18 protein-coding genes, 2 tRNA genes and 1 pseudogene are annotated in these 21,835 nt (G+C 65.6%); 16 read left to right on the forward strand and 5 right to left on the reverse strand.

Going from position 1 to position 21,835, the window contains the following annotated elements:
• Positions 1-81: 81 nt before the first annotated feature.
• A complete protein-coding gene (locus KY499_RS00830; protein ID WP_123255668.1) occupies positions 82-567 on the reverse strand; it encodes an OsmC family protein in 486 nt (161 codons plus the stop codon).
• 9 nt (positions 568-576) lie between these two features.
• Positions 577-3,133, reverse strand: a pseudogene (gene pepN / locus KY499_RS00835) (aminopeptidase N).
• A 205-nt stretch (positions 3,134-3,338) separates the two neighbouring features.
• Between pepN and KY499_RS00840 the strand changes: the two are divergent.
• The 3 genes from KY499_RS00840 (at position 3,339) to KY499_RS00850 (ending at position 6,011) form a co-directional block, all read left to right on the forward strand.
• Positions 3,339-4,367 carry a hypothetical protein gene (locus KY499_RS00840; protein ID WP_123255670.1) on the forward strand — a complete coding sequence of 343 codons (1,029 nt, stop codon included), beginning with the start codon at positions 3,339-3,341 and terminating at the stop codon, positions 4,365-4,367.
• 229 nt (positions 4,368-4,596) lie between these two features.
• Positions 4,597-5,037: a ribose-5-phosphate isomerase gene (locus KY499_RS00845; protein ID WP_375141129.1), complete on the forward strand. Its 441-nt coding sequence runs from the start codon at positions 4,597-4,599 to the stop codon at positions 5,035-5,037.
• Positions 5,037-6,011: an Fpg/Nei family DNA glycosylase gene (locus KY499_RS00850; RefSeq protein WP_123255672.1), complete on the forward strand. Its 975-nt coding sequence runs from the start codon at positions 5,037-5,039 to the stop codon at positions 6,009-6,011. Before KY499_RS00845 ends, KY499_RS00850 begins: the two co-directional genes overlap by 1 nt.
• A gap of 71 nt (positions 6,012-6,082) precedes the next feature.
• Here KY499_RS00850 and KY499_RS00855 read toward each other — a convergent pair.
• Positions 6,083-6,156: transfer RNA gene (locus KY499_RS00855), tRNA-Gly, on the reverse strand.
• A 522-nt stretch (positions 6,157-6,678) separates the two neighbouring features.
• Here KY499_RS00855 and KY499_RS00860 point away from each other — a divergent pair.
• The 7 genes from KY499_RS00860 (at position 6,679) to KY499_RS00890 (ending at position 13,430) form a co-directional block, all read left to right on the forward strand.
• A tRNA-Pro gene (locus KY499_RS00860) sits at positions 6,679-6,753 on the forward strand.
• 68 nt (positions 6,754-6,821) lie between these two features.
• Entirely contained in the window at positions 6,822-8,225 is a 1,404-nt protein-coding gene (tig, locus tag KY499_RS00865) for a trigger factor (RefSeq protein ID WP_123255673.1), read from the forward strand.
• A gap of 266 nt (positions 8,226-8,491) precedes the next feature.
• A complete protein-coding gene (locus tag KY499_RS00870; RefSeq protein WP_123255674.1) occupies positions 8,492-9,106 on the forward strand; it encodes an ATP-dependent Clp protease proteolytic subunit in 615 nt (204 codons plus the stop codon).
• 38 nt (positions 9,107-9,144) lie between these two features.
• Entirely contained in the window at positions 9,145-9,804 is a 660-nt protein-coding gene (locus tag KY499_RS00875; protein ID WP_123255721.1) for an ATP-dependent Clp protease proteolytic subunit, read from the forward strand.
• 198 nt (positions 9,805-10,002) lie between these two features.
• Positions 10,003-11,286: an ATP-dependent Clp protease ATP-binding subunit ClpX gene (gene clpX, locus KY499_RS00880; protein ID WP_219886036.1), complete on the forward strand. Its 1,284-nt coding sequence runs from the start codon at positions 10,003-10,005 to the stop codon at positions 11,284-11,286.
• An 88-nt stretch (positions 11,287-11,374) separates the two neighbouring features.
• Positions 11,375-11,992 (forward strand): DsbA family protein, encoded by a 618-nt coding sequence (locus tag KY499_RS00885; protein WP_123255676.1) that lies wholly within the window; start codon positions 11,375-11,377, stop codon positions 11,990-11,992.
• Positions 11,993-12,491: 499 nt separating this feature from the next.
• Positions 12,492-13,430, forward strand: a complete 939-nt coding sequence (locus KY499_RS00890; RefSeq protein WP_123255677.1) for an ABC transporter substrate-binding protein — start codon at positions 12,492-12,494, stop codon at positions 13,428-13,430.
• A 131-nt stretch (positions 13,431-13,561) separates the two neighbouring features.
• Here the strand turns inward: KY499_RS00890 and KY499_RS00895 are convergent, their stop codons facing one another.
• Entirely contained in the window at positions 13,562-13,846 is a 285-nt protein-coding gene (locus KY499_RS00895; protein ID WP_123255678.1) for a DUF427 domain-containing protein, read from the reverse strand.
• 172 nt (positions 13,847-14,018) lie between these two features.
• Between KY499_RS00895 and KY499_RS00900 the strand changes: the two genes are divergently transcribed.
• Positions 14,019-14,312 carry a putative quinol monooxygenase gene (locus KY499_RS00900; protein ID WP_123255679.1) on the forward strand — a complete coding sequence of 98 codons (294 nt, stop codon included), beginning with the start codon at positions 14,019-14,021 and terminating at the stop codon, positions 14,310-14,312.
• A gap of 1 nt (position 14,313) precedes the next feature.
• Positions 14,314-14,691 (forward strand): hypothetical protein, encoded by a 378-nt coding sequence (locus KY499_RS00905; RefSeq protein WP_123255680.1) that lies wholly within the window; start codon positions 14,314-14,316, stop codon positions 14,689-14,691.
• A 137-nt stretch (positions 14,692-14,828) separates the two neighbouring features.
• Here the strand turns inward: KY499_RS00905 and valS are convergent, their stop codons facing one another.
• Positions 14,829-17,447 (reverse strand): valine--tRNA ligase, encoded by a 2,619-nt coding sequence (gene valS, locus KY499_RS00910; RefSeq protein WP_219886037.1) that lies wholly within the window; start codon positions 17,445-17,447, stop codon positions 14,829-14,831.
• 190 nt (positions 17,448-17,637) lie between these two features.
• Between valS and KY499_RS00915 the strand changes: the two genes are divergently transcribed.
• The 4 genes from KY499_RS00915 to KY499_RS00930 all read left to right on the forward strand — a co-directional run bounded on the left by KY499_RS00915 (position 17,638) and on the right by KY499_RS00930 (position 21,556).
• Positions 17,638-19,206, forward strand: a complete 1,569-nt coding sequence (locus KY499_RS00915; RefSeq protein ID WP_258190877.1) for a sodium:alanine symporter family protein — start codon at positions 17,638-17,640, stop codon at positions 19,204-19,206.
• Positions 19,207-19,262: 56 nt separating this feature from the next.
• The gene (locus KY499_RS00920; protein WP_123255683.1) at positions 19,263-20,024 is read left to right on the forward strand and encodes an SDR family oxidoreductase; all 762 of its coding nucleotides are present in this window, start codon (positions 19,263-19,265) and stop codon (positions 20,022-20,024) included.
• A 50-nt stretch (positions 20,025-20,074) separates the two neighbouring features.
• Positions 20,075-20,599, forward strand: a complete 525-nt coding sequence (locus tag KY499_RS00925) for a peroxiredoxin-like family protein (RefSeq protein ID WP_123255684.1) — start codon at positions 20,075-20,077, stop codon at positions 20,597-20,599.
• A 132-nt stretch (positions 20,600-20,731) separates the two neighbouring features.
• Positions 20,732-21,556: an alpha/beta fold hydrolase gene (locus KY499_RS00930; RefSeq protein ID WP_123255685.1), complete on the forward strand. Its 825-nt coding sequence runs from the start codon at positions 20,732-20,734 to the stop codon at positions 21,554-21,556.
• The last annotated feature ends 279 nt before the right edge of the window (positions 21,557-21,835 follow it).

Raw genomic sequence — 21,835 nt, forward strand, 5'->3', positions numbered from 1 at the left:
GGGGCGCTCCTTTGGCACGGTGTTCAGCTTCAAGATTAGCGCCGCAGGATGGAGCCCCGCGCCGTCGTCATCCCCGGCGGCTCACGTCGCGAAGGGTGCCACCACCGTTTCCGGGTGATGGAGCACCGGGAAGTTAACGCTTCGGGCGATGAAGCAGACCTTGTTGGCCTCAACGTGGAGAGTCTCCATCAGATCCGCGGCGACCGGGACGGCGACGCTGACCCGGGGGCTGAGCGTCACCGACTCGAACTGGCCGCTGCCATCCCGGTTGGTCCGCATCAGTCCTGCTGCCCGGTCCTCGTAGGCCGTCACCACCACGCCGTGCTTCGCGGCCACATGCAGGAACGACAACATATGGCACTGGGAGAGCGCGGCAAGCAGCAGCTGTTCGGGGTTGTAGCGGGCCCGGTCACCGTGAAACGTCGGGTCTGCGGAGCCTTTGAGCACCGGCAGGCCGGGAATCTCGACGTCGTGGTCCCGGGAGTAGCCGCGGTAGGAAGCCGTCCCGTCGCCCAGGTTGCCGGTCCAGCGGACCGTCAGCGCATACCGGTGCTCATCAAGGCGCATGTGGCATCCCTAGCCGACGTCTGCCTGCCGGGCCCGCAGCGCCCTGGCCACGCCGTCTCGGTTTTCCAGCATCATCCGGCGCAGCGCCGCGCTGTCTGCCGGCAACGCCGCGAGGAACCCGTCCGTGCGGTCCACGGTCGCCCGCGTGGTGAGCTGTGCCGGGTAGAGGCCGACGACGATCTGCTGCGCGAGCGCGTGGGTGCGGTTGGCGACGATGCCCTGAACTGCGTCGAAGTACTTTTTTGCATACGGCTCCAGCAGGCTGGTGTCCAGGACCCGGGCAAACCCGGTCACGGCCGAGCCCTGCAGTGCGTTGGAGAGATCGCCCTTGACCACGATCGATTCCCACGCCGCCGCTTTGGCTTCGGGAGTGGGGATGGCCGCTGTGGCGAGGGCCGCGGCATTCTGGCCGTTGGAGGTGTTGTCGCGAGCCAGTTCGGCGTCGATCCTGTCCTTGCCCGCCCGGCCGCCGGTGACGAGGGATGCGAGCAGCTCCCACCGCAGGTCCTGGTCGACCGTGAGGCCCGGCAGCGTCACAGTGCCCTCCAGCAGCCCGGCCACGGTGTCCAGTTGCGCCGTGCTGCGTGCGAGCAGGGCATAGGACTTCACGAACTGCAGTTGCGCGTCGGAGCCGGCGGGGACGGCGGAGGCGAGTTCCCACAGCGTGTCGGCGGCCGCCGTGGTGGTGGCTTCCCGGTGTTCCTCGGCCACGTAGTACGTCAACGTGGTAGCCAGCTGGCGGAGCTGGACCAGGATCACGGAGGAATCAGACTCCTCCGCGATGTTGGCCAGGATCAGGTCCACGTAGCGGCGGGCCGGGGTTTCGCCGTCGCGTGCCGCGTCCCAGGCAGAGCCCCAGACCAGGGTCCGGGGAAGGCTCTGGCTGAAGTCTTTCAGGTGTGCCGTGGCGGTGGCGAGGGACGTTGGATCGAGGCGGACCTTCGCGTAGGCGAGGTCGTCGTCGTTGAGCAGGATGAGGTCGGGCCGGACGCGGCCGGTCAGGGTCGGAACCTCGGTGCGTTCGCCGTCGACGTCGAGCTCCTCGCGGTGCACACGCTCCAGTTTTCCGGTGTCGGTGAGGTTGTAGAACCCGACGGCGAGCCGGTGCGGGCGCAGCGTGGGCTGGCTTTCAATTGCTGACTGCAGGATCGCAAACGACGAGATCACGCCGTCCTCGCCGACCGTGAGCTCCGGCGCGAGCGTGTTAACGCCGGAGGTTTCCAGCCACAGCCGGCCCCACTCGTCCAGGTCGCGGCCGCTGGCCTTCTCCAGCTCGGCCATCAGGTCGCTGAGTTCGGTGTTGTCCCATGAATACTTGCTGAAGTATTCGCGGACGCCGGACATGAACTCCTCCGGTCCCACCCAGGCCACCAATTGCCGCAGCACCGAGGCGCCCTTGGCGTAGGTGATGCCGTCGAAGTTCACCTCGACGTCCTGGAGGTCATTGATGTCGGCGAAGATCGGATGCGTGGTGGGCAGCTGGTCCTGCCGGTAGGCCCAGGATTTCTCTACGGATGCAAATGTGGTCCAGGCGTGGGTGAACCGGGTGTTCTCCACTGCGGCCAGATGGGACATGTATTCGGCGAAGGACTCGTTGAGCCACAGGTCGTTCCACCAGCGCATCGTCACGAGATCGCCGAACCACATGTGGGCAAGCTCGTGCAGCACGGTGATGGCGCGGCGCTCCACCTGGGCATCCGTGACCTTGCCGCGGAAAACGTAGCCCTCCAGGATGGTGACCGCCCCGGCGTTCTCCATGGCGCCGGCGTTGAATTCGGGGACGAAGAGCTGGTCGTACTTTTCGAACGGGTACGGGCAGCCGAACTGGGCCTCGAAGAATTCGAATCCCTGCCGGGTGAGCTCGAAGATGTTATCGGCGTCGAGGTACTGCATCAGGGACTTGCGGGCAAAGAGGCCCCAGCGGAGTCACCCATCCCTCCGGGGACGTGTACTCGCTGCGGACCGACTGGTACGGCCCGGCGATGAGGGCGGTGACATAGGAGGAGAGCCGAGGCGTGGGCGAAAATTCCCAGATCGAACGGGCGCCGCCGTCGGCCCCCGGAGCTGCCGCTGCCGGCAAAGGGGTGGGGGAGTTGGACACCACGTCCCAGTGCGCGGGTGCCGTCACGGTGAAGCTGAAGCTGGCCTTGAGGTCGGGCTGTTCGAAGACGGCGAACATCCGCCGGGAATCGGGGACTTCGAATTGCGTGTATAGGTAGACCTCGTTGTCCACCGGGTCAACGAATCGGTGCAGTCCCTCGCCGGTGTTCATGTAGGGGGCATCGGCAACCACCAGGAGCTCATTTTCTGCCGTCAGGTCCGGAAGTTGGATCCGGACGCCGTCGGAGACCTGTGCGGGGTCCAGCGCGCGGCCGTTCAGGGTCACGCTGTGGACCGTGTGCGTCACGGCGTCGATGAAGCTCGAGGACCCGGGCACGGCCGTGAATTTCACGGCAGTGGTGGCACCGAAGACCTCCTCACCCCGGGTGAGATCCAGGCTGACGTGGTAGGAGTCGACGGCGATCAGAGCGGCGCGCTCGCGGGCTTCCGCGCGCGTCAGGTTCATACCGGGCAAAGGGGGACCTCCAGAAGGTGGTTGCTTCCGGCAGCAACGCCGGTGGGTACTGTGAAATTATTCTTTCACATCAGCGGCCCGTGGCAAGGTGCGCCGCGTGGCTGAACCTCCCGCTCAGGCCGCAGGCGAAGTAACGCCAGGGCACTGCTCCCTGCGCGCGAACCCGGATCCCGGCGCCCGGAGGTAGCGTTGGATCATGCGAAAGATCCGGGATTCCATGGACCTTCGGGCGCTGCGGTTTGCCCTGGGGTTCCCGTTGGTATTGGCCGCAGCCTTCACCGTCTGCGCATTGCTGGTCCGCGCGGACCTGCCCGAGCCGCTGGCCGTCCGGTGGACCGGTGCCGGGGCCGTGGACTTCGCACCCTTCCCCGCTGTGGTGGGGGTGGGCTCCGGGCTGATTGTCCTTTTCGGCTGGGCGCTGCTGCTGCAGGCCGTGCCGTTGTCCCGGCCCGTGCTCATGCGCCGGATCATGATGGGCTTGGGTTTCTCGGTGAGTCTTTTTGTCGCCACGGTCCTCGCCGCTGTACTGGTCGGCCAGGTGGGTCTGACTGACGCCGGTGCTGCGCGGCTGGACGTCTCTGTTTTGGCCCTGGGCAGCGGCGCGGCCGTCTCGCTCGGGGTGATCATGGGGTTTGTCTTCAAGGCCGATGAGCGCTGGTCGGCCGACGACGACGCGGCCCTGCGCGCGGCGCTCGACCGGGAACAGGACCGGGAGCTGGCCACGGACTCCGTTCGACTGTGGGTGCATGCCCGAAGCTCGGTGTTCGTGATGATCGGACTGGCTACGCTCCTGCCGGCTGCGCTGCTCTCCGTTGCCGCCCCGTGGCTGGCAGCCCTGCTGGTCGCCGTGGCAGTCCTGGCAGCAGCCTTTCTGGTTGCCCGCGTCCTGGTGGACCGGAGCGGCCTCCGGGTCTATGCCGGTGGGGTCCTGCGGGTGATCGATGTGCCTGCAGCCGCGATTGACGCAGCCGCCCTGAGGGAGATCAAGGCTGCCGACTACGGCGGCTGGGGATACCGTCGCCGCGGCGCCAACCAGGCCATGCTGGTCAGCAGCGGCCCCGGCGTGCTGATCGACCGGTCCGACGGGCGACGGCTGGCTGTGAGCGGTGGCAGCGCAGCCTCGGCAGAGAACCTGGCACGCGTGCTGTCCCGGGTGGCGGCGCGGGCACGCCGTGCCGGGGGGAGTCCGGGCGGAGGCACTCAGGGCGGCGGCACGCCGGCCTGACGCGTCGGGCGGCGGGGATCCAGATCGCGGCACGCCCGCCTGACGCGCCGGGCCATAGAAGGAGCCGGCTACTTCGTATTCCGATCCGCTGGCGCCCTGTCGCTGACGCCCTAGTAGGCTTGGATCAGCCCCCACCGCCGCCCGGCAGTAAGCCGGTGCCCGACCGAACGGATCCGCCGTGACCACCTCCGATTTCCCGCGCGTGCACATCGCTACCGACCACGCCGGCATGGAACTCAGCGCCCACCTCGTCAGCCACCTCAGCGCCCGGGGCTATGACGTCGTGGACCACGGGCCCAAGGTCTACGACGCGCTCGATGACTACCCGTCGTTCTGCATCAACGCCGCCCTTGCCGTGGTCGCGGACCAGGAAACCGGCGTGCACGCGCTCGGTATTGTCCTGGGCGGTTCCGGTAACGGCGAACAGATCGCCGCCAACAAGGTCGCCGGCGTGCGCGCCGCCCTGGCCTGGAATCTCTCCACCGCCCGGCTGGCCCGCGAGCACAACGACGCCAACGTCGTCGCTGTGGGGGGCCGCCAGCACACCGTCGAGGAGGCCACAACCATCATCGAGGCCTTCCTGACCGAGCCGTTCAGCCAGGACGAGCGCCACATCCGTCGGATCGGCAAGATCGCCACCTACGAGCGCACCGGCGAGGTTGTCGAGTAGTGCCCGAAGGGCATTCAGTCCACCGTTTGGCGCGCCAGTTCAGTGACGTCTTCGCGGGGGAGCGCCTCGCGGTTTCGAGCCCGCAGGGGCGGTTCGCTCCCGGCGCCGCCCTCCTGGACGGACACGTACTCACCCGCGCGGTTGCGCATGGGAAGCACCTGTTTCTTGGGTTCGGCCACGGCCTGGTCCTGCATGTCCACCTGGGCCTGTATGGCGCCTGGGACTTCGGCGGCGATGAGACCTTCCGCGGCGCCTCCAGCATCGGCGCGCCCCGGAAAGTGGGGGAGCGGGAGGTATACGACGACGCGACGGACGCTGCGGACCCCAGCCACGCAGCCGCCGGTGGTCCCGCCGGGAGTGTGCAGACCTACGCCGGCCCGCCCGAACCCGTGGGCGCCGTCCGGGTGCGGCTCGTCGGCGCCCACGGCTGGGCCGATCTTCGCGGCGCGACCACGTGTGAGGCGCTCACCGAGGCTGAGACGGAGGCCGTCAGTGCCCGCCTGGGGCCGGACCCGCTCCGGAACGGGCCCGGCGACCGGGCCCGTTTCGCCCGGGGCCTGGCGTCCCGCCGGACGCCGGTAGCGGCCCTGTTGATGGACCAGAAACTCATTGCCGGGGTCGGCAACGTCTACCGGGCAGAGCTGCTCTTCCGGCAACACCTCAACCCCTGGCTGCCTGGCGCTGCCCTCCCGGCCGCTGCCGCAGAGCGGCTCTGGGATGACACTGTGGCGATGATGTCCGACGGCGTCCGGGACGGCCGGATCATCACAACGCCGTCGCGCTACTGGAGCGGAGAGGGCGCCGGGCTGCCGTCGCCCGACGAGGCGCACTTCGTTTACCGGCGGAACGGCCGGGACTGCCGGGACTGCGGAAACGCGGTGGCGCTGACCGAATTGGGCGCCCGCAAGCTCTATTGGTGCCCGGTCTGCCAGCCGGACAATGCCGGCCTGGACCCCCGGGCGGCCACGACCTGAAGGCACAAAAAAGCCCCTCTGCGGAGGGGCTTCATTTGTACTCTCAACCTGCTGTTCTGCAGGGCAGGTGTTGGAGGGGACGACGGGAATCGAACCCGCGTAATCAGTTTGGAAGACTGAGGCTTTACCATTAAGCTACGTCCCCGTGCTTCCACGGGTCCAGCTGGACAACTCGAAAATCATAGCAACGGCCTGTGAGCCTTTGCAAATCCTGCCCCGGCGTCCTCCATGCCGTTGAGTTCCGGCGCCGGACTCAAAATCCGCTTCAAGTTATGGCCAAGGCAGCCCAGCGGATCATTCGGGCGTCCCCACTGAATAGCGGCTGGCGCTGACTGTAGACCGCCGGGTCCATTGGCGGCGCCGAGTGAAGGACGGGCCGCCGGGCCCAGGTAGTCGCATACGCTTTTCCGATGGCCATTCTTGCCACTGGCCGGCTCCCGAAACCGGTATCCGTTCCCGGGAACGTAAATCTTTACTCCCTGTCACCACGCACATGCGGAATGTCCTATGCGTCCGGACCCGAAAGGTACGGCGAGGAGCGGAACGGCTTCTCAATCAGTGGGGTGCGCCGTCCGTGCGTGACGGCGAATAACTCGAAAGATTGCGGGACGCCGCTGTCAAATGTGCAATTCGCCGCAAAATAACCGTAGACTGTTCTGTGCACTTACGGGGTGTAGCTCAGCTTGGCTAGAGCACCTGCTTTGGGAGCAGGAAGTCGCAGGTTCAAATCCTGTCACCCCGACTCTGCGAGGACTGCCAGAACGTGGCAACGCAGAACCCCACCCCCTAAATCCCAGGAGTACTTAGACTGTGAAGAGCGCTGTCGAGAACCTCACCCCCACGCGGGTCAAGCTCAATGTTGAGGTCCCCTTTGAGGAACTGAAGCCCAGCATCGCAGAGGCATACAAGACTGTTGCTTCGCAGATCCAGGTCCCCGGTTTCCGCAAGGGCAAGGTCCCCTCCAAGCTCATTGACCAGCGCGTCGGCCGCGGCTACGTCCTGGAGACGGCCATCAACGAAGGCCTCAATGGCTGGTACCAGGCTGCCGTGCAGGAAACCGGCATCCGTCCGCTGAGCCGCCCCGAGGTCGAGATCACCGAGGTCCCGGACCCGTCCGCCACCGATGGTGAGCTCAAGTTCCACGCCGAGGTTGACGTTCGCCCGGAAATCGAACTGCCCGACTACGCCGGTCTCAAGGTTGAGGTAGCTGCCGCAGAGTCTTCCGACGTCGACGTTGACAAGGCCCTCGATGAGCTCCGCGGCCGCTTCGGCACGCTGAAGTCCATCGACCGTCCGGCCGCCGACGGCGACTTCCTGACGATCGACATCGCCGCCTCCATCGACGGCGCCGAAGTTGACTCCGCCGCTGCCCTGTCCTACCAGGTGGGCGCAGGCACCATGCTCGAAGGCCTCGACGAGGCCGTGACCGGCCTCAGCGCAGACGAGGACGCCATCTTCGAGACCACCCTCGTCGGCGGCGAGCACGCCGGCGAGTCCGCGCAGGTCAAGGTCACCGTCAAATCGGTCAAGGAGCGCGAGCTGCCGGAAGCCAACGATGACTTCGCTCAGCTGGCCAGCGAGTTCGACACCCTGGCCGAGCTCCGCGAGGATCTCGCCAAGCAGGCTGCCGAATCCAAGGTTGTCGAGCAGGGCGTAGAAGCCCGCGACAAGGTCCTGGACAAGCTCGTCGAGCTCGTTGAGGTTCCGGTACCGGCGTCCGTCGTCGAAGAGCAGCTCGAAGCCCACTTCAAGGCCGAGAACTCCCACGGCGAGGGCGAGCACGACACCGACGAGCACCGCGCCGAGGTCAAGGCCAACACCGAGCGTGCTTTCCAGAACGAGATCATCCTCGACGCGATCGCTGAAAAGGAAGAAGTCAACGTCAGCCAGAACGAGCTGATCGACTACATCGTCACCACCGCCGGCCAGTACGGCATGGACCCGAACCAGTTCGCTCAGATCATCGATCAGAGCGGCCAGGTACCCATGATGGTTTCCGAGGTCCGCCGCCGGAAGGCCCTGGCTGTCGTCCTCGGCCAGGCAGAGGTGACCGACTCCGAGGGCAACAATGTTGACCTCAGTGACTTCGTCCGTCCCGGCGACGAAGAGGCTTCCGTCGAGACGGCCGCCGTTGAGGAAACCGACGTCGACGCTTCCGAGGAAGCAGCCGCAGAGGCTACGCCGAGCGACGACCCGGCAGCAGTGAAGTTCTAACATCTGCCCCTGGCAAACATCGCCGGCAGCCCCTGGATTACTGATCCGGGGGCTGCCGCTTTTAAGCCGGATGGCACGTCCGCCCGGCCCCGGCGCCGGATGCGGGCCCAATCGTGCGCCGTCAGCGAACAGCCCGGCGCCCGCGCACAAACGGGCCGCGAAAACGGTTAGTGTCCATGTAGGAAAGTTCAGTGACGTCGTTCAGTGACGTCACCGTCGCCAGCGAGAGGTAAGTACATATGTCACAGCACGCAGGGGCTCCCCGGATGGCTACGGTCGATCCGGCCGCCCAGGATAATTACATTTACAACCGCCTGCTGAAAGAGCGCATCATCTGGCTCGGCTCCGAGGTCCGCGACGAGAACGCCAACGCGATTTGCTCGCAACTGCTGTTGCTTTCGGCAGAGAACCCTGAAAAGGACATCTACCTCTACATCAACTCACCGGGTGGCTCAGTCACGGCCGGCATGGCGATCTACGACACCATGCAGTTCATCCCGAACGACGTCGTTACCGTGGCCACCGGCCTCGCGGCGTCCATGGGACAGTTCCTGCTGTCTTCCGGCACCAAGGGCAAGCGCTACGCGACCCCCAACGCCCGCATCCTGATGCACCAGCCGTCGGGCGGAATCGGCGGCACAGCCTCGGACATAAAGATCCAGGCCGAACTGATCCTGCACATGAAGAAGGTCATGGCCGAACTCACCGCCGACCAGACCGGACAGAGCGTGGAGACCATCCTCAAGGACAACGACCGCGACAAATGGTTCACCGCGTCGGAGGCCCTCGAGTACGGCTTCTTCGACAAGATTGCCGCGCACGCGGGTTCTGTGGCCGGCGGCGGCGGGACCAACGCCAGCGGCACCGGCACCGAGAACTGACCGGCACGTAGACAGCAATGAATTCAGGAGCAATGAACATGAACTACAACTTCGGTTCGACGGCCGGTAACCTGCCGAGCAGCCGCTACGTGCTGCCGCAGTTCGAGGAGCGCACCCCCTACGGCTTTAAGCGCCAGGACCCGTACACCAAGCTTTTCGAGGACCGCATTATTTTCCTCGGTGTCCAGGTTGACGACGCTTCCGCCGACGACGTGATGGCCCAGCTGCTGGTGCTCGAGTCCACTGACCCGGACCGTGACATCACCCTCTACATCAACTCTCCGGGCGGTTCCTTCACCGCCATGACCGCGATCTACGACACCATGACGTATATCCGGCCGGAGATCCAGACCGTCTGCCTCGGCCAGGCGGCCAGCGCTGCGGCCGTCCTGCTGGCGGCCGGAACGCCCGGCAAGCGCCTGGCGCTGCCCAACGCCCGGGTGCTGATCCACCAGCCGTCGCTGTCCGGCGGTCAGGGCGGCCAGGCTTCCGACCTGGAAATCCAGGCCGCGGAAGTGATGCGTATGCGGGCCTGGCTGGAAGACACCCTGGCCAAGCACTCCGGCCGCACCCCGGAGCAGGTCAACAACGACATCGAGCGGGACAAGATCCTGACCGCTGCCGAAGCCATGAACTACGGCCTGATCGACCAGGTCCTCGATTCACGGAAGATCAAGCCCCAGGCGATTACCCGCTAGCACGCAGTCGCTGACGCCGGTGCGGTTACACCGAATGACCGCACCGGCGTCCGCTTCCCACTCAACGGGTCCAAAGTGACCTAGAGTGGAATATGTCACGGCTCGCGTCTGGGTGGATTGTCCATGATTCCAGCAACAGATGCAGTGCCGCACAGCAGCAAGTTGCCGCCGGTGGCAAGATACAAAAGGGGTTCACATATGGCTCGGATTGGCGAGAGCACGGATCTGCTGAAGTGCTCTTTCTGCGGAAAGAGCCAGAAGCAGGTGCGCAAGCTCATTGCCGGGCCCGGCGTCTATATCTGCGACGAGTGCATCGAACTCTGCAACGAGATCATCGAAGAAGAACTCGCCGAAGTCGCTGACCTGGGCAGCTTGGAGCTGCCCAAACCCCGTGAAATTTTCGACTTCCTGCAGGAGTACGTGATCGGGCAGGAGCCCGCCAAACGTTCCCTCGCCGTCGCGGTCTACAACCACTACAAGCGGATCCAGGCCGGGCACGCCCCGAAGAGCGGTAGCCTCGCCGAGGGTGTGCACCACGACGACGTCGAGATCGCCAAGTCCAACATCCTGCTGATCGGCCCCACCGGGTGTGGTAAGACCTACCTGGCCCAGACGCTGGCCCGCCGCCTCAACGTACCGTTCGCGGTCGCCGATGCCACTGCCCTGACCGAAGCCGGCTATGTGGGCGAGGATGTCGAGAACATTCTGCTCAAGCTCATCCAGGCCGCGGATTACGACGTCAAAAAAGCCGAGCAGGGCATCATCTACATCGATGAGATCGACAAAATTTCCCGTAAGAGCGAAAACCCGTCGATTACCCGCGATGTCTCCGGCGAGGGCGTGCAGCAGGCCCTCCTGAAAATACTCGAAGGCACCGTCGCGTCTGTCCCGCCGCAGGGAGGACGCAAGCACCCGCATCAGGAATTCATCCAGATCGACACCACGAACGTTCTGTTCATCGTGGCCGGGGCCTTCGCCGGTCTCGAAGAAATCATCGGTTCGCGCTCCGGACGCAAGGGGATCGGCTTTGGGGCCCCACTTAATGAGGCCAAGAACACCACCGATTCCTACGGCGAAGTGATGCCGGAGGACCTGCTCAAATTCGGCCTCATCCCGGAATTCATTGGCCGGCTTCCCGTTATCACGACGGTCTCACATCTTGACCGTGCCGCTCTGATCCAGATCCTCTCGACCCCCAAGAATGCCCTGGTGAAGCAATACCAGAAGATGTTCCTGCTCGACGGCGTCGAACTCGTCTTCGCCGAGGAGGCGCTCAACACGATCGCGGACCAGGCCCTGGAACGCGGCACCGGCGCCCGTGGTCTCCGCGCCATCATGGAGGAAGTCCTGCTGCCGGTGATGTTTGATCTCCCGAGCCGGGATGACATCGCCAGCGTCATCATCACCGAGGAAGTCGTCAGCAAGAAGGCCGCGCCGACGCTCATCGCCCATGATGACGTCAAGCGACGGAAATCTGCCTGAACCGGAATAAATCCGGGCCGCGGCACGCTGGAAGTATCAGTGCACCGTGCGCATTTTTCCCCGCTGACTCTTCCTGAGGAGATCACCTGTGTCTGAAACAGCCGCCAACAAGGCCGAGTTCTGGTTTGATCCGATGTGCCCCTTCGCCTGGGTCACCTCCCGCTGGATCGGCGAAGTTGAAGAGGTCCGTGACATCCAGACCGAGTGGCACGTTATGAGCCTCGCCGTGCTCAACGACGGCCGCGACGAACTGCCGCAGCAGTACAAGGATTTCCTGGCCAAAGCCTGGGCGCCGGTACGGGTGATTACCGCTGCCGCCCAGCAGCACGGCACCGAAGTCATTAAGCCGCTCTACGACTCCATGGGCACCCAGATCCATAACGAGGGCAACACCGACGTCGAGGCGGTCATTGCGAAGTCGCTGGCCGACGTCGGGCTCCCGGCCGAACTGGCCGCAGCCGGCCAGAGCGAGGACTACGACGCACACCTGCGCACAAGCCACGAGGCCGGCATTTCGCTGGTCGGCCAGGATGTCGGCACGCCCGTCGTCGCCTTCAATGGGACCGCGTTCTTCGGACCGGTGCTGACCCGTATCCCGCGGGGCGAAGACGCCGGTCGTATCTGGGACGCCACGGTGACCCTCGCGTCGTTCCCCTACTTCTTTGAAATCAAGCGGAGCCGCACCGAAAGCCCCGACTTCAACTGAGTGTCCCGCACCGGACATCGGGCACAGGGTTGTTCAGCACTGAGGGGCCCGCAAGAATTACTCACCTGTAATTCTCCCGGGGCCCTTGCCTATCGGCGGGACCGGGAGAATACTTGACTGTACCCACTTCGAAAGAAGAGGGACGCAGGAACCAAAGATTCAGTGACACTCATCCGACGCAGCCTTCGGCAAAGTCAGATGATGGCTACCAGTGACGAGGTAGGAAAACCTGGACATCTGAGGATCTTGCCAGATTGCCTAAGACGTCACGTGGCAACCGAAAGTCGAAGCCCCACCAACGGCCAACGCTGATGGGGCTTCCCCTTTGCCCAAAAACCCCGGCCCACCCCCTCCCGCCAGAGGAGCGGGGCCCCGCACCGGATCAGGTTGCCCATGTCCCTGAATTTGATGAGGCATGATAGTTCCGGAAGGCGGTCCGCCAGCGATGCCATCGTTGCCGGCCCGCAGTCCCGAACTCACAACCTGAAGGATCACGAACATGAGACGCTCTCTGACACGCAGCATGGTCTTCGCTGCGGGAACACTACTGACTCTCTCGCTGGCTGCCTGCGGCTCCGGCGCCAACCCGCTCGACAGTGGCACTTCAGCCGCCCCGGCAACACCCGGAGCCCCGCTGGTCATTGGCTCCGCGAACTTCCCTGAAAGCCAAACGCTGGCTGAAGTTTACGCCGGGGCATTGAACGCCGCGGGCATCACCGCCTCCACGAAGCCTGGCATCGGGTCGCGCGAAGTGTACGTCCGCGCGGTGCAGGACGGTTCGATCGACCTCGTCCCGGACTACAGCGGCAACCTGCTGCGCTATGTGGACACGACCGCCACGGCTTCCAGCGCGGCCGACGTGATGGCCGCGCTGCCGGGCAAGCTCCCCGCCGACCTGCAGGTGCTCGAACCGGCGCAGGCCGAGGATAAGGACTCCATCGTCGTAACCCAGGCGACGGCGGACAAGTACGGGCTGAAAACCCTGGCAGACCTTGGAAAGATCTGTGACCAGATCGCCCTCGGCATGCCCCCGGAAGCCAAAGAACGGCCGCAGGGCCTGCCCGGGCTGGAAGCCAATTACGGTTGCGTCCCCAAGGAGTTTGTCCCCTTCAGTGACGGCGGTGGCCCTGTGACTGTTAAGGCCCTCCTCGATGACCAGATCCAGGCAGCCGATGTGTTCACCACCTCGCCGCTGATCGCCAAAAACAACCTTGTGGTCCTGGAGGACCCGAAGAGCAACTTCGCCGCGCAGCAGGTGCTGCCGCTGGTCCGTGCGGGTCGCCTGGACGCCAAGGCCATTGAGGTCCTCAACAAGGTTTCCGGGGTCCTCACGACGGAGGACCTGCTGCGCCTCAACGACGACGTCTCCGGCGACCAGAAGCTCAGCTCGAAGGACGCTGCGGCGGCCTGGCTGAAGGAAAAAGGTTTCATTAAATAACGGGTCTCCGGACCGGACACGCCGAAGGCCACGACGGATAGGATCCGTCGTGGCCTTCGGTATTTAACCCGGCGGTCAACCCGGCAGCACTGCCATCCGCCAGCGGCGGTGACGGCCTTCCGGGCCGGCCGTCAGGCCTCGATCCTCACGCCGCGCCAAAACGCGAGGTGACCCTTGATCGACGCAGCCCGGCTCTTTGGGTCGGCGTAGTACCACGCGGCATCCGCGTTTACCGCCCCGTCGACCTCGAGAGTGTGATAGCTGGCCGTGCCCTTCCACGGGCAGGCAGATGACATCCCGCTGTCCTTGAGGTACCGCTCGTCCACGGACTCGCGCGGGAAGTAGTGGTTTCCCTCGACCATTACCGTGTCGTCGGATTCGGCGATGACGGCGCCGTTCCAAACAGCCTTGACCATGGTGCTCCTTAGGTATGGCATAGCCCGTCCGGGACCCATGCGCTTACTGAGGGAACAACTCCGCGGCGGTCATTGTTCCCTAAACAAGCCGGCCGGCCGCCAGCTTGGCGACATCCACGCGTCGCCGCGGCCGTGGCCTGCCAGCCTTGCCAACTACCCTCATTGGAGCGTTATGTCCCTGACTGTCCACCTTGACCTGAACCTCAAATCGGAATCCCTCGACACCGCATCGGACATGATCCGCGACATCCTCGCCGGTACCCAGGCCTTCGACGGCTGCCTCGGTGTGGAGGTGCTGGTTGACCACCATGACCCGGCGCACATGCTCGTCGTCGAACGCTGGGCGTCGCTGGAACAGGACGCCGCGTACCGCGAGTGGCGTGCCGGTGACGGCGCAACCGAGCTGGGAAGCCTGCTCGCCGCGGCGCCCACGCTGACCTACTTCGTGACCTCCGCGGAGAGCTGAGGTGTCCGGGACGCGGACCGGCGCGTCCGTTTCCGCGGCCCTGGCCGTGCTGTGGCTGGTGCTGGCGCTGCTGAACCCGGAGACCACGTACCACCTGGCGCCGGTCCTGGTGGCTGCCGGCTGGCCGGTCGTGTACCGGCTGCGTGCAGGTGGCCGCCGCCCGGTCATGCTGAGGACCCTGGCTGTTGCCGGCGGCGCGGGGACCGCACTGCTGGTCACCGGGGTCCTCGGCGCCCTCGGTGCCCTACGCGGGCCGACGCTGACCGGCACCGGTAACGCGCTGGCGGAGACCATCATTGCCATTGCCGCCGGAGTGGTGGCCGGGATGATCGCCGTCGGTGTCGTTCCGCAGCGGCGCGCCAGGAAGTTTCCGCGCTGACAAAGCCATCACCGACCGGACCGGGCGCCTACCCGGCGGCAGGAGACGGCGGACACGAAAAAGGGGGGTTTCTGCCCGGCCGCGGCCGGGCAGAAACCCCCCTTTTTCGTTAGTTCCGGATTCCCGGTGCGGCCGGGTCAGGCCTGCGCTGGCTGCTCGGCGGGTGCCAGCACGACGTCGCCGACGGTCAGTTCGCCGTCGCCGGCGAGCAATGTCAGCTCCCGGGCGTTAGCCGCGGCCTTGAGATCGGCCAGGCCGGCCTCCAGCTGCGCGGTGACTGATGCGGCGGCCGTGATGGTCGCTGACAGCACCTCGGTCCGCTGTTTGACCTTGGCCTCTGACTTGGCCTTGCGGATTCCGCTCAGCGCAGCGCCGACGGTCGCCAGCAGGGTGGTGTCGCCGTCGACTGCCACGGCGGAGGGCCACGCGGCGCGGTGCACGGAACCGGCCCGCCACCAGCCCCAGACTTCCTCCGTGGCGAAGGGGAGGAACGGGGCGAAAAGCCGCAGCAGTGTATCCAGGCTCGTCGCCAAAGCGGCCAGGACAGATGCCTGCTGCTCCTCACCGGCGGCACCGTAGGCGCGGTCCTTGATGAGCTCCACATAGTCATCCGTGAAATGCCAGAAGAAGCTCTCGGAAATCTGCAGGGCCCGGGCGTAGTCGTAGTTATCGAACGCCTTGGTGGCCTGCTGGACCACGTCGGATAGCTGGGCCAGGACGGCCCGGTCCAGCGGGTTGGTCACTACCGAGAGATCCGTAGCGACCACGGAGTTCTCGGTGGCGCCCAGGTTCAGGACGAACTTGGAGGCGTTGAGCAGCTTGATGGCCAGGCGGCGGCCGATTTTCATCTGCGCGATCTCGTAGGCGGTGTCCGCGCCGAGCTTGGCCGAAGCCGCCCAGTAGCGGACGGCGTCGGAGCCGTATTCCTCAAGCACATCAGTGGGTACCACCACGTTGCCCTTGGACTTGGACATCTTCTTCCGGTCCGGGTCCAGGATCCAGCCGGAGACGGCGGCGTGCTTCCACGGCGCGGTGTCCTGCAGGGCGTCGGCCCGCACCGCGGAGGAGAACATCCAGGTCCGGATGATGTCGTGGCCCTGCGGGCGCACATCAAAGGGGTAGACCTTGGCAAAGAGCGCCTCGTCCGTGCTCCAGCCGCCGACGATCTGCGGGGTCAGCGAAGAAGTGGCCCAGGTGTCCAGCACATCCGGGTCGCCCGTGAAGCCGCCCGGCACATCGCGCCGGGATTCCTCGTAGCCGGGAGCGGCGTCGGCGGCGGGATCGACCGGGAGCTGCTCGTCGGCAGGCACGATCGGGGCAGTGAAATCCGGGTTGCCGTCGGCGTCCAGCGGGTACCAGACCGGCACCGGCACGCCGAAGAAGCGCTGGCGCGACACGAGCCAGTCGCCGTTGAGGCCCGAAATCCAGTTCTCGTAACGGGAGCGCATAAAGGCCGGGTGGAACTCGATCTCCCTGCCGCGGCCAATGAGACGTTCGCGGCGGTCCTCGTCGCGGCCGCCGTTGCGGATGTACCACTGGCGTGAGGTCACCACTTCGAGAGGTTTATCGCCCTTTTCGAAGAAGTTGACCGGGTGCATGATCTTTTTCGGCTCGCCATCGATCAGGTCCGCGGCGGTGAGGAGCTCAACGACGCCTTCCTTGGCGCCGAACACCGTCTTGCCGGCGATCGCGGCGAAGTTGGAGCGGCCCTCCTCGGTGGTGATCCACTCCGGCGTGTCACCGATGATACGGCCGTCGCGGCCCACGATCGCGCGGGTGGGCAGCTGCAGTTCACGCCACCAGGTCACGTCGGTCAGGTCACCGAAGGTGCAGACCATCGCGACGCCGGAGCCCTTGTCCGCCTTGGCGAGGGGGTGGGCTCTGACCTCGACCTCGACACCGAACAGGGGAGAGGTGACCTTCTGGCCGAACAGCGGCTGGTACCGTTCGTCGTCGGGATTCGCGACGAGTGCGGCGCAGGCGGCGAGCAGTTCGGGCCGGGTGGTCTCGATATAGATCTTCTCGCCGTCGGCGGTGAAGAACGGGTACCGGTAGTAGGCGCCGGCGACTTCGCGGTCCTCGAGTTCGGCCTGGGCCACTGCGGTGCGGAAGGTGACGTCCCACAGGGTGGGCGCCTCGGCCATGTACGCGTCACCGGCGGCGAGGTTGGCCAGGAAGGCCCGCTGGGAAATGGCCCGGGACTTGTCATCGATGGTGCGGTAGGTCAGATCCCAGTCGACGGACAGGCCGAGGGTCTGGAAGAGGTTCTCGAAGACCTTTTCGTCTTCGACGGCGAGTTCTTCGCAGAGTTCGATGAAGTTCCGGCGGGAGACGACGTCGAAGTCGCGCTGGTTCTTGGCGGGCTCGGCCGGCGGACGGTAGGCAGCATCGTAGTGGGTGGCGGGATCGCACCGGACACCGTAGTAGTTCTGGACCCGGCGCTCGGTGGGCAGGCCGTTGTCATCCCAGCCCATCGGGTAGAAGACGTTTTTGCCCGTCATCCGCTGGTAGCGGGCCAGGACGTCGGTCTGGGTATAGGAGAACATGTGCCCGACGTGCAGGGACCCCGACGCCGTGGGCGGGGGAGTGTCGATCGAATACACCTGCTCGCGCGTGGTGTCCGAGTTGAACTTGTAGGTCCCTTCGTCAAGCCAGCGCCGGGTGAGGGCGGCTTCAAGCCCCTCAAGGGCGGGCTTGTCCGGAACGTTGATGGGGGCGGTGGTGGGCGTGTCTGTACCCTGCGTGTCTTCAGCCATGGGCCAATTCTTTCACGGACACCGGCCTGATGGATGCCGTCGGCCGGGACCGCTGCCGCGCCGGACGCGGCAGCACGCCACAACCCCCGCGCGCGGTTCTCCGGAGCAACACTTCAGTGAAACTAAACAGTACTCGTTAGCTCTCTTGCGTGTGATTGCCATCACGAAAATTTTGCGGTCTAGTAGTGGAATGGCAACCTACCTGGCAGTACCTATGGCGACCCACGATGAGAGTTGGATAACCTCCGTCGAAGCGGCAATTGACTCCGTCTTCCAGCCCGTCACCGAAGTCTTCTCCAATATCGTGTTCTTCCCCGTGACAATCGGGTCCGTCAGCTTCCCCGTCGTGGTGGCCTGGCTAATCGCGGCCGGCGTCATCTTCACTTTCTACTTCGGCTTCATCCAGTTCCGCGGCCTCAAAACCTCACTGGAGGTCATCCGGGGGCGTTACTCGTCCAAATCCGACCCCGGCGAAGTGCCGCATTTCCATGCCCTGACCTCTGCGCTCTCCGGAACCGTCGGGCTCGGAAATATCGCCGGCGTGGGCGCCGCGATGGCCCTCGGCGGCCCCGGCGCGACCTTCTGGATGATCCTGGCCGGCCTGCTCGGCATGGCCACCAAATTCGCCGAATGCACCCTTGGCGTCAAATACCGTGAAGTCCACGCCGACGGAACCGTCACCGGCGGTCCCTTCAAGTACCTGCCGATCGCCTTCAAGAAGTTCGGCGTCATCCCGGCCAAAACCTTGACCGGTATCTTCGCCGCCGCCATCCTGATCTTCGGCATCGCCGGCGGCAACATGTTCCAGGCCAACCAGACGTTCGCGCAGTTGCGGAATGTCACCGGCGGTGAAGAGGGCTTCCTCGGTAACGCCGGTGCAGCCCTGATCTTCGGCGTGATCCTCGCCGCCCTCGTTGCCGCAGTCATCCTCGGCGGCATCAAATCCATCGGCTCCACCACCAGCAAACTGGTTCCGGCTATGGGCATCATCTACGTTCTGGCCTGCCTCTTCGTGATCCTGGTGAACCTGGAACATGTGCCGGCCGCGTTCAGCTCGATTATCACGGGCGCCTTCAACCCCTCCGGGATGGCCGGCGGCTTTGTCGGTGTGATGATCGTGGGGTTCCAGCGTGCGGCGTTCTCCAACGAGGCCGGCCTGGGTTCGGCACCGATTGCGCACTCGGCCGTCAAGACCCACCGGCCGGTGAGCGAAGGCTTCGTGTCCATGTTCGAGCCGATGGTCGACACGGTCATCATCTGCACCATGACGGCACTGGCCATCATCATCGCCGGGGCGCCGAGCCTCCAGGCCGGTATTGACCAGGTCCAGGCCGGGGACGGTGCTCCCGACGGCGTGATCCTCACCTCGGACGCCTTCGCCACCGTGCTGCCATGGTTCCCCGTGGTGCTGGCCGTAGCCGTGACCTTGTTTGCCTTCTCCACCCTGATCACGTGGTCCTACTACGGCCTGAAAGCCTGGGAGTACCTCTTCGGCCGCAGCAAGGTTTCCGAGATCACCTACAAGAGCGTGTTCCTGCTCTTCACCGTCATCGGCACCGTTCTGACCTTCACCCAGGTGCTGAACTTCGCCGATGCCGCCCTGTTCATCTGCGCGTTCATCAACCTCCTCGGCGTGTACATGCTGCTGCCGGTGATCAAGCGCCTGATGAAGGAGTACCTCGAGGACCGCAAGAGCGGCAAGCTGGATATCCTGGGCATCGAGCCTGAGGACCTCAAGGAAGAGAGCCAGAAGCCGTAGTTTCAGCCGTCCGGACCGCCGCGGCCGCCCGTATCCTGATCCGCTAGGGTGGTGCCATGACTGACGTACAAGGGCACAAAGCAGCAGTAGTCACCGGCGCCAGCACCGGAATCGGAGCCGCCACTGTGCGGGCGCTCTGCGCGGCGGGCTGGACGGTATTTGCCGTCGCCCGCCGCGCGGACCGGCTGGCGGCGCTCGCTGCGGAAACGGGCGCCGTCGCGCTCCCCGCGGATGTGAGCATCGACGCCGACGTCGCCCGCCTCCTGGACGAGGTCACCCGCGCCGGCGGCGCCGACACCCTCATCAACATCGCCGGCGGCGCCCGCGGCACCGACCACATCGGCTCCGCGAAAACGGAGGACTGGGAATGGATGTTCCAGGTCAACGTTCTGGGCAGCATGAAACTGATCCGGGCCTTCCTTCCCATGCTGCGCGCCTGCGGTGAGGGGACCGTCCTCAACCTGACCTCGACGGCGGCGCTGTCCGCCTACGAAGGCGGCGGCGGCTACAACGCGGCGAAATCGGCCCAGCGCGCGCTCACGGGGGCGCTCCGGCTCGAAGAAGCCGAGCACAACGTCCGCGTGATCGAGGTGGTTCCTGGCCTGGTCCAGACAGAGGAATTTGCGCTCAACCGCCTCGGCGGTGATCCGGACGCGGCCGCCAAGGTCTATCAGGGCGTGGAAAAGCCCCTCACAGGCGCGGACGTCGCGGACGTCATCCGCTACGCCGTCACGGCACCGCATCATGTGAATCTGGACCAGATCACGGTGCGGCCGGTGGCGCAGCCCGCCAACCACAAGCTCATCCGCAACGGTTAGTGACACGCCGCCCCGGGAATATCCCGCGCCCAGGGCCCGTTGACCACACCATGACACTTATCCCTACACAGCAAACGCCCGCGCTCGCCCTGGACCTCGTCAGCGGCGGCACCACCACGGATTTGAACCTGGGAACCGGCGCCGATGGCCGCTTCAGCCTGGTGGTGTTCTACCGCGGCCTGCACTGCCCCATCTGCCGCAAACAGCTCACCGAGCTGGACAAGCGCCTCGATGAACTCAAGGACGCCGGCATCGGCCGCGTTGTCGCCGTCAGCATGGAAACCGCGGAACGCAGCGCCGAAGTGGTGGAGAAGTGGCGCCTGAACAATGTGCCCGTCGCCCATGGACTGAGCGAAGCTTCGGCCCGCGCATGGGGTCTGAACCTGTCCAAGGCCATCAAGGACGGCGAGCCGGACCTGTTCAGCGAACCCGGTATCTTCGTCCTCGATGACGACGGCAGTCTCTTCTGGTCCAGCACCGCCACGATGCCGTTCGGCCGTCCGGCCCTGGATGACATCATGGCCGGCCTGCGCTACGCCCAGGAACACGACTACCCGGCGCGCGGCGCCGCCTGAAAACGCAGACGGGGCGGACCGGAAACGGTCCGCCCCGTCGCTGTTTCGCGGCACCTCCGCCGGACACCGTCACAGGAGCCCTATCGGCGCCGCTCCGCTCAACCAACAGTCCCGACCGAAAGGTTTGCCTCCGTGAATTCACGCAGTGACCTCCGACGCGGCTCCGTCGACGTCAACGGAACCACGCTTTCCTACCTGGAGAGCGGTCCAGCCGATGCTGAACCCCTGCTTCTCCTGCACGGAACATTCTGGAGCCGGGTCTGGCAACCGGTACTGCCGGCCCTTGGCGCCCAACGCCACTGCATCGCCCTGGACCTGCCCGGCTTCGGCCGCAGCGACGGCGAAATTACCCTGGAGCAGGCCACCATACCGGCGCTTGCCGGGTCCGTGCTCGCGGCAGCCGACGCCCTGGGACTGGAAAGCTTCGACCTCGCTGGCCACGACATCGGCGGCGGCATCGCCCAGCACCTGGCGGCGGCCAGCGGGCGGGTCCGGAAGCTGATCCTCATGAACGCCGTGATGTTCGACTCCTGGCCCGTCCCCGCCGTCGAGCGGTTCCGGGATCCGGCGGTGCGTGCCGCCACCACGGCCGAGGACCTTCTCAAGGGCCGTGCAGTCTCCACCCAGAAGGCCGTGGGGCGGGAACTCAGCGCCGCGGAACTCACCGACTACCTCTCGCCGTGGAGCGAACCGGCCCGGCACCGTTCCTGGATGGCCATGGCCGGCGCCGCCGATTCCCGGTACACCCTGGACCTGGTTCCAGCGCTCCAGGCAGCCGGCATACCCACCCGGCTCGTGTGGGGACGCGACGACGGGTTCCAAAAGGTGGAGTTCGCGCACCGCTACGTCGCCGAGATCCCCGGCGCGGACCTGGTGGAGGTGGCCGGCAAACACATCCCCACCGAAGATTCGCCGAAGGCCATGGCGGCCGCCATGCTGGAACACCTGGCCGGCTGACCGGGTTGCGGGGCGGCCCGCGGGAGCCGCTAGACTTGAAGGACCAGCGTTGACCCGGCCATCACCGGTGAGCTTCCGGAAGAAAACCGCCCGCCGTCCCGGCGTGTGGTCAGTAGAACCGGACGGGTAAGCCCGTCACAGCAGTAATGAGCGGCCGATGCCGGAGCAGTTCCTGGTCACAGGGGCAGACCGGTGCCGGTAAGTGAGGTGGTACCGCGGTGCCGGCGTAGGTCTCCAACGAGGTTGGAGACGCGCGCACGGGCCGTCCTCGCATCCTGA

The sequence above is a fragment of the Arthrobacter sp. PAMC25284 genome (assembly GCF_019443425.1).
In the GTDB taxonomy this organism is placed as follows: Bacteria; Actinomycetota; Actinomycetes; order Actinomycetales; family Micrococcaceae; genus Arthrobacter; species Arthrobacter oryzae_A.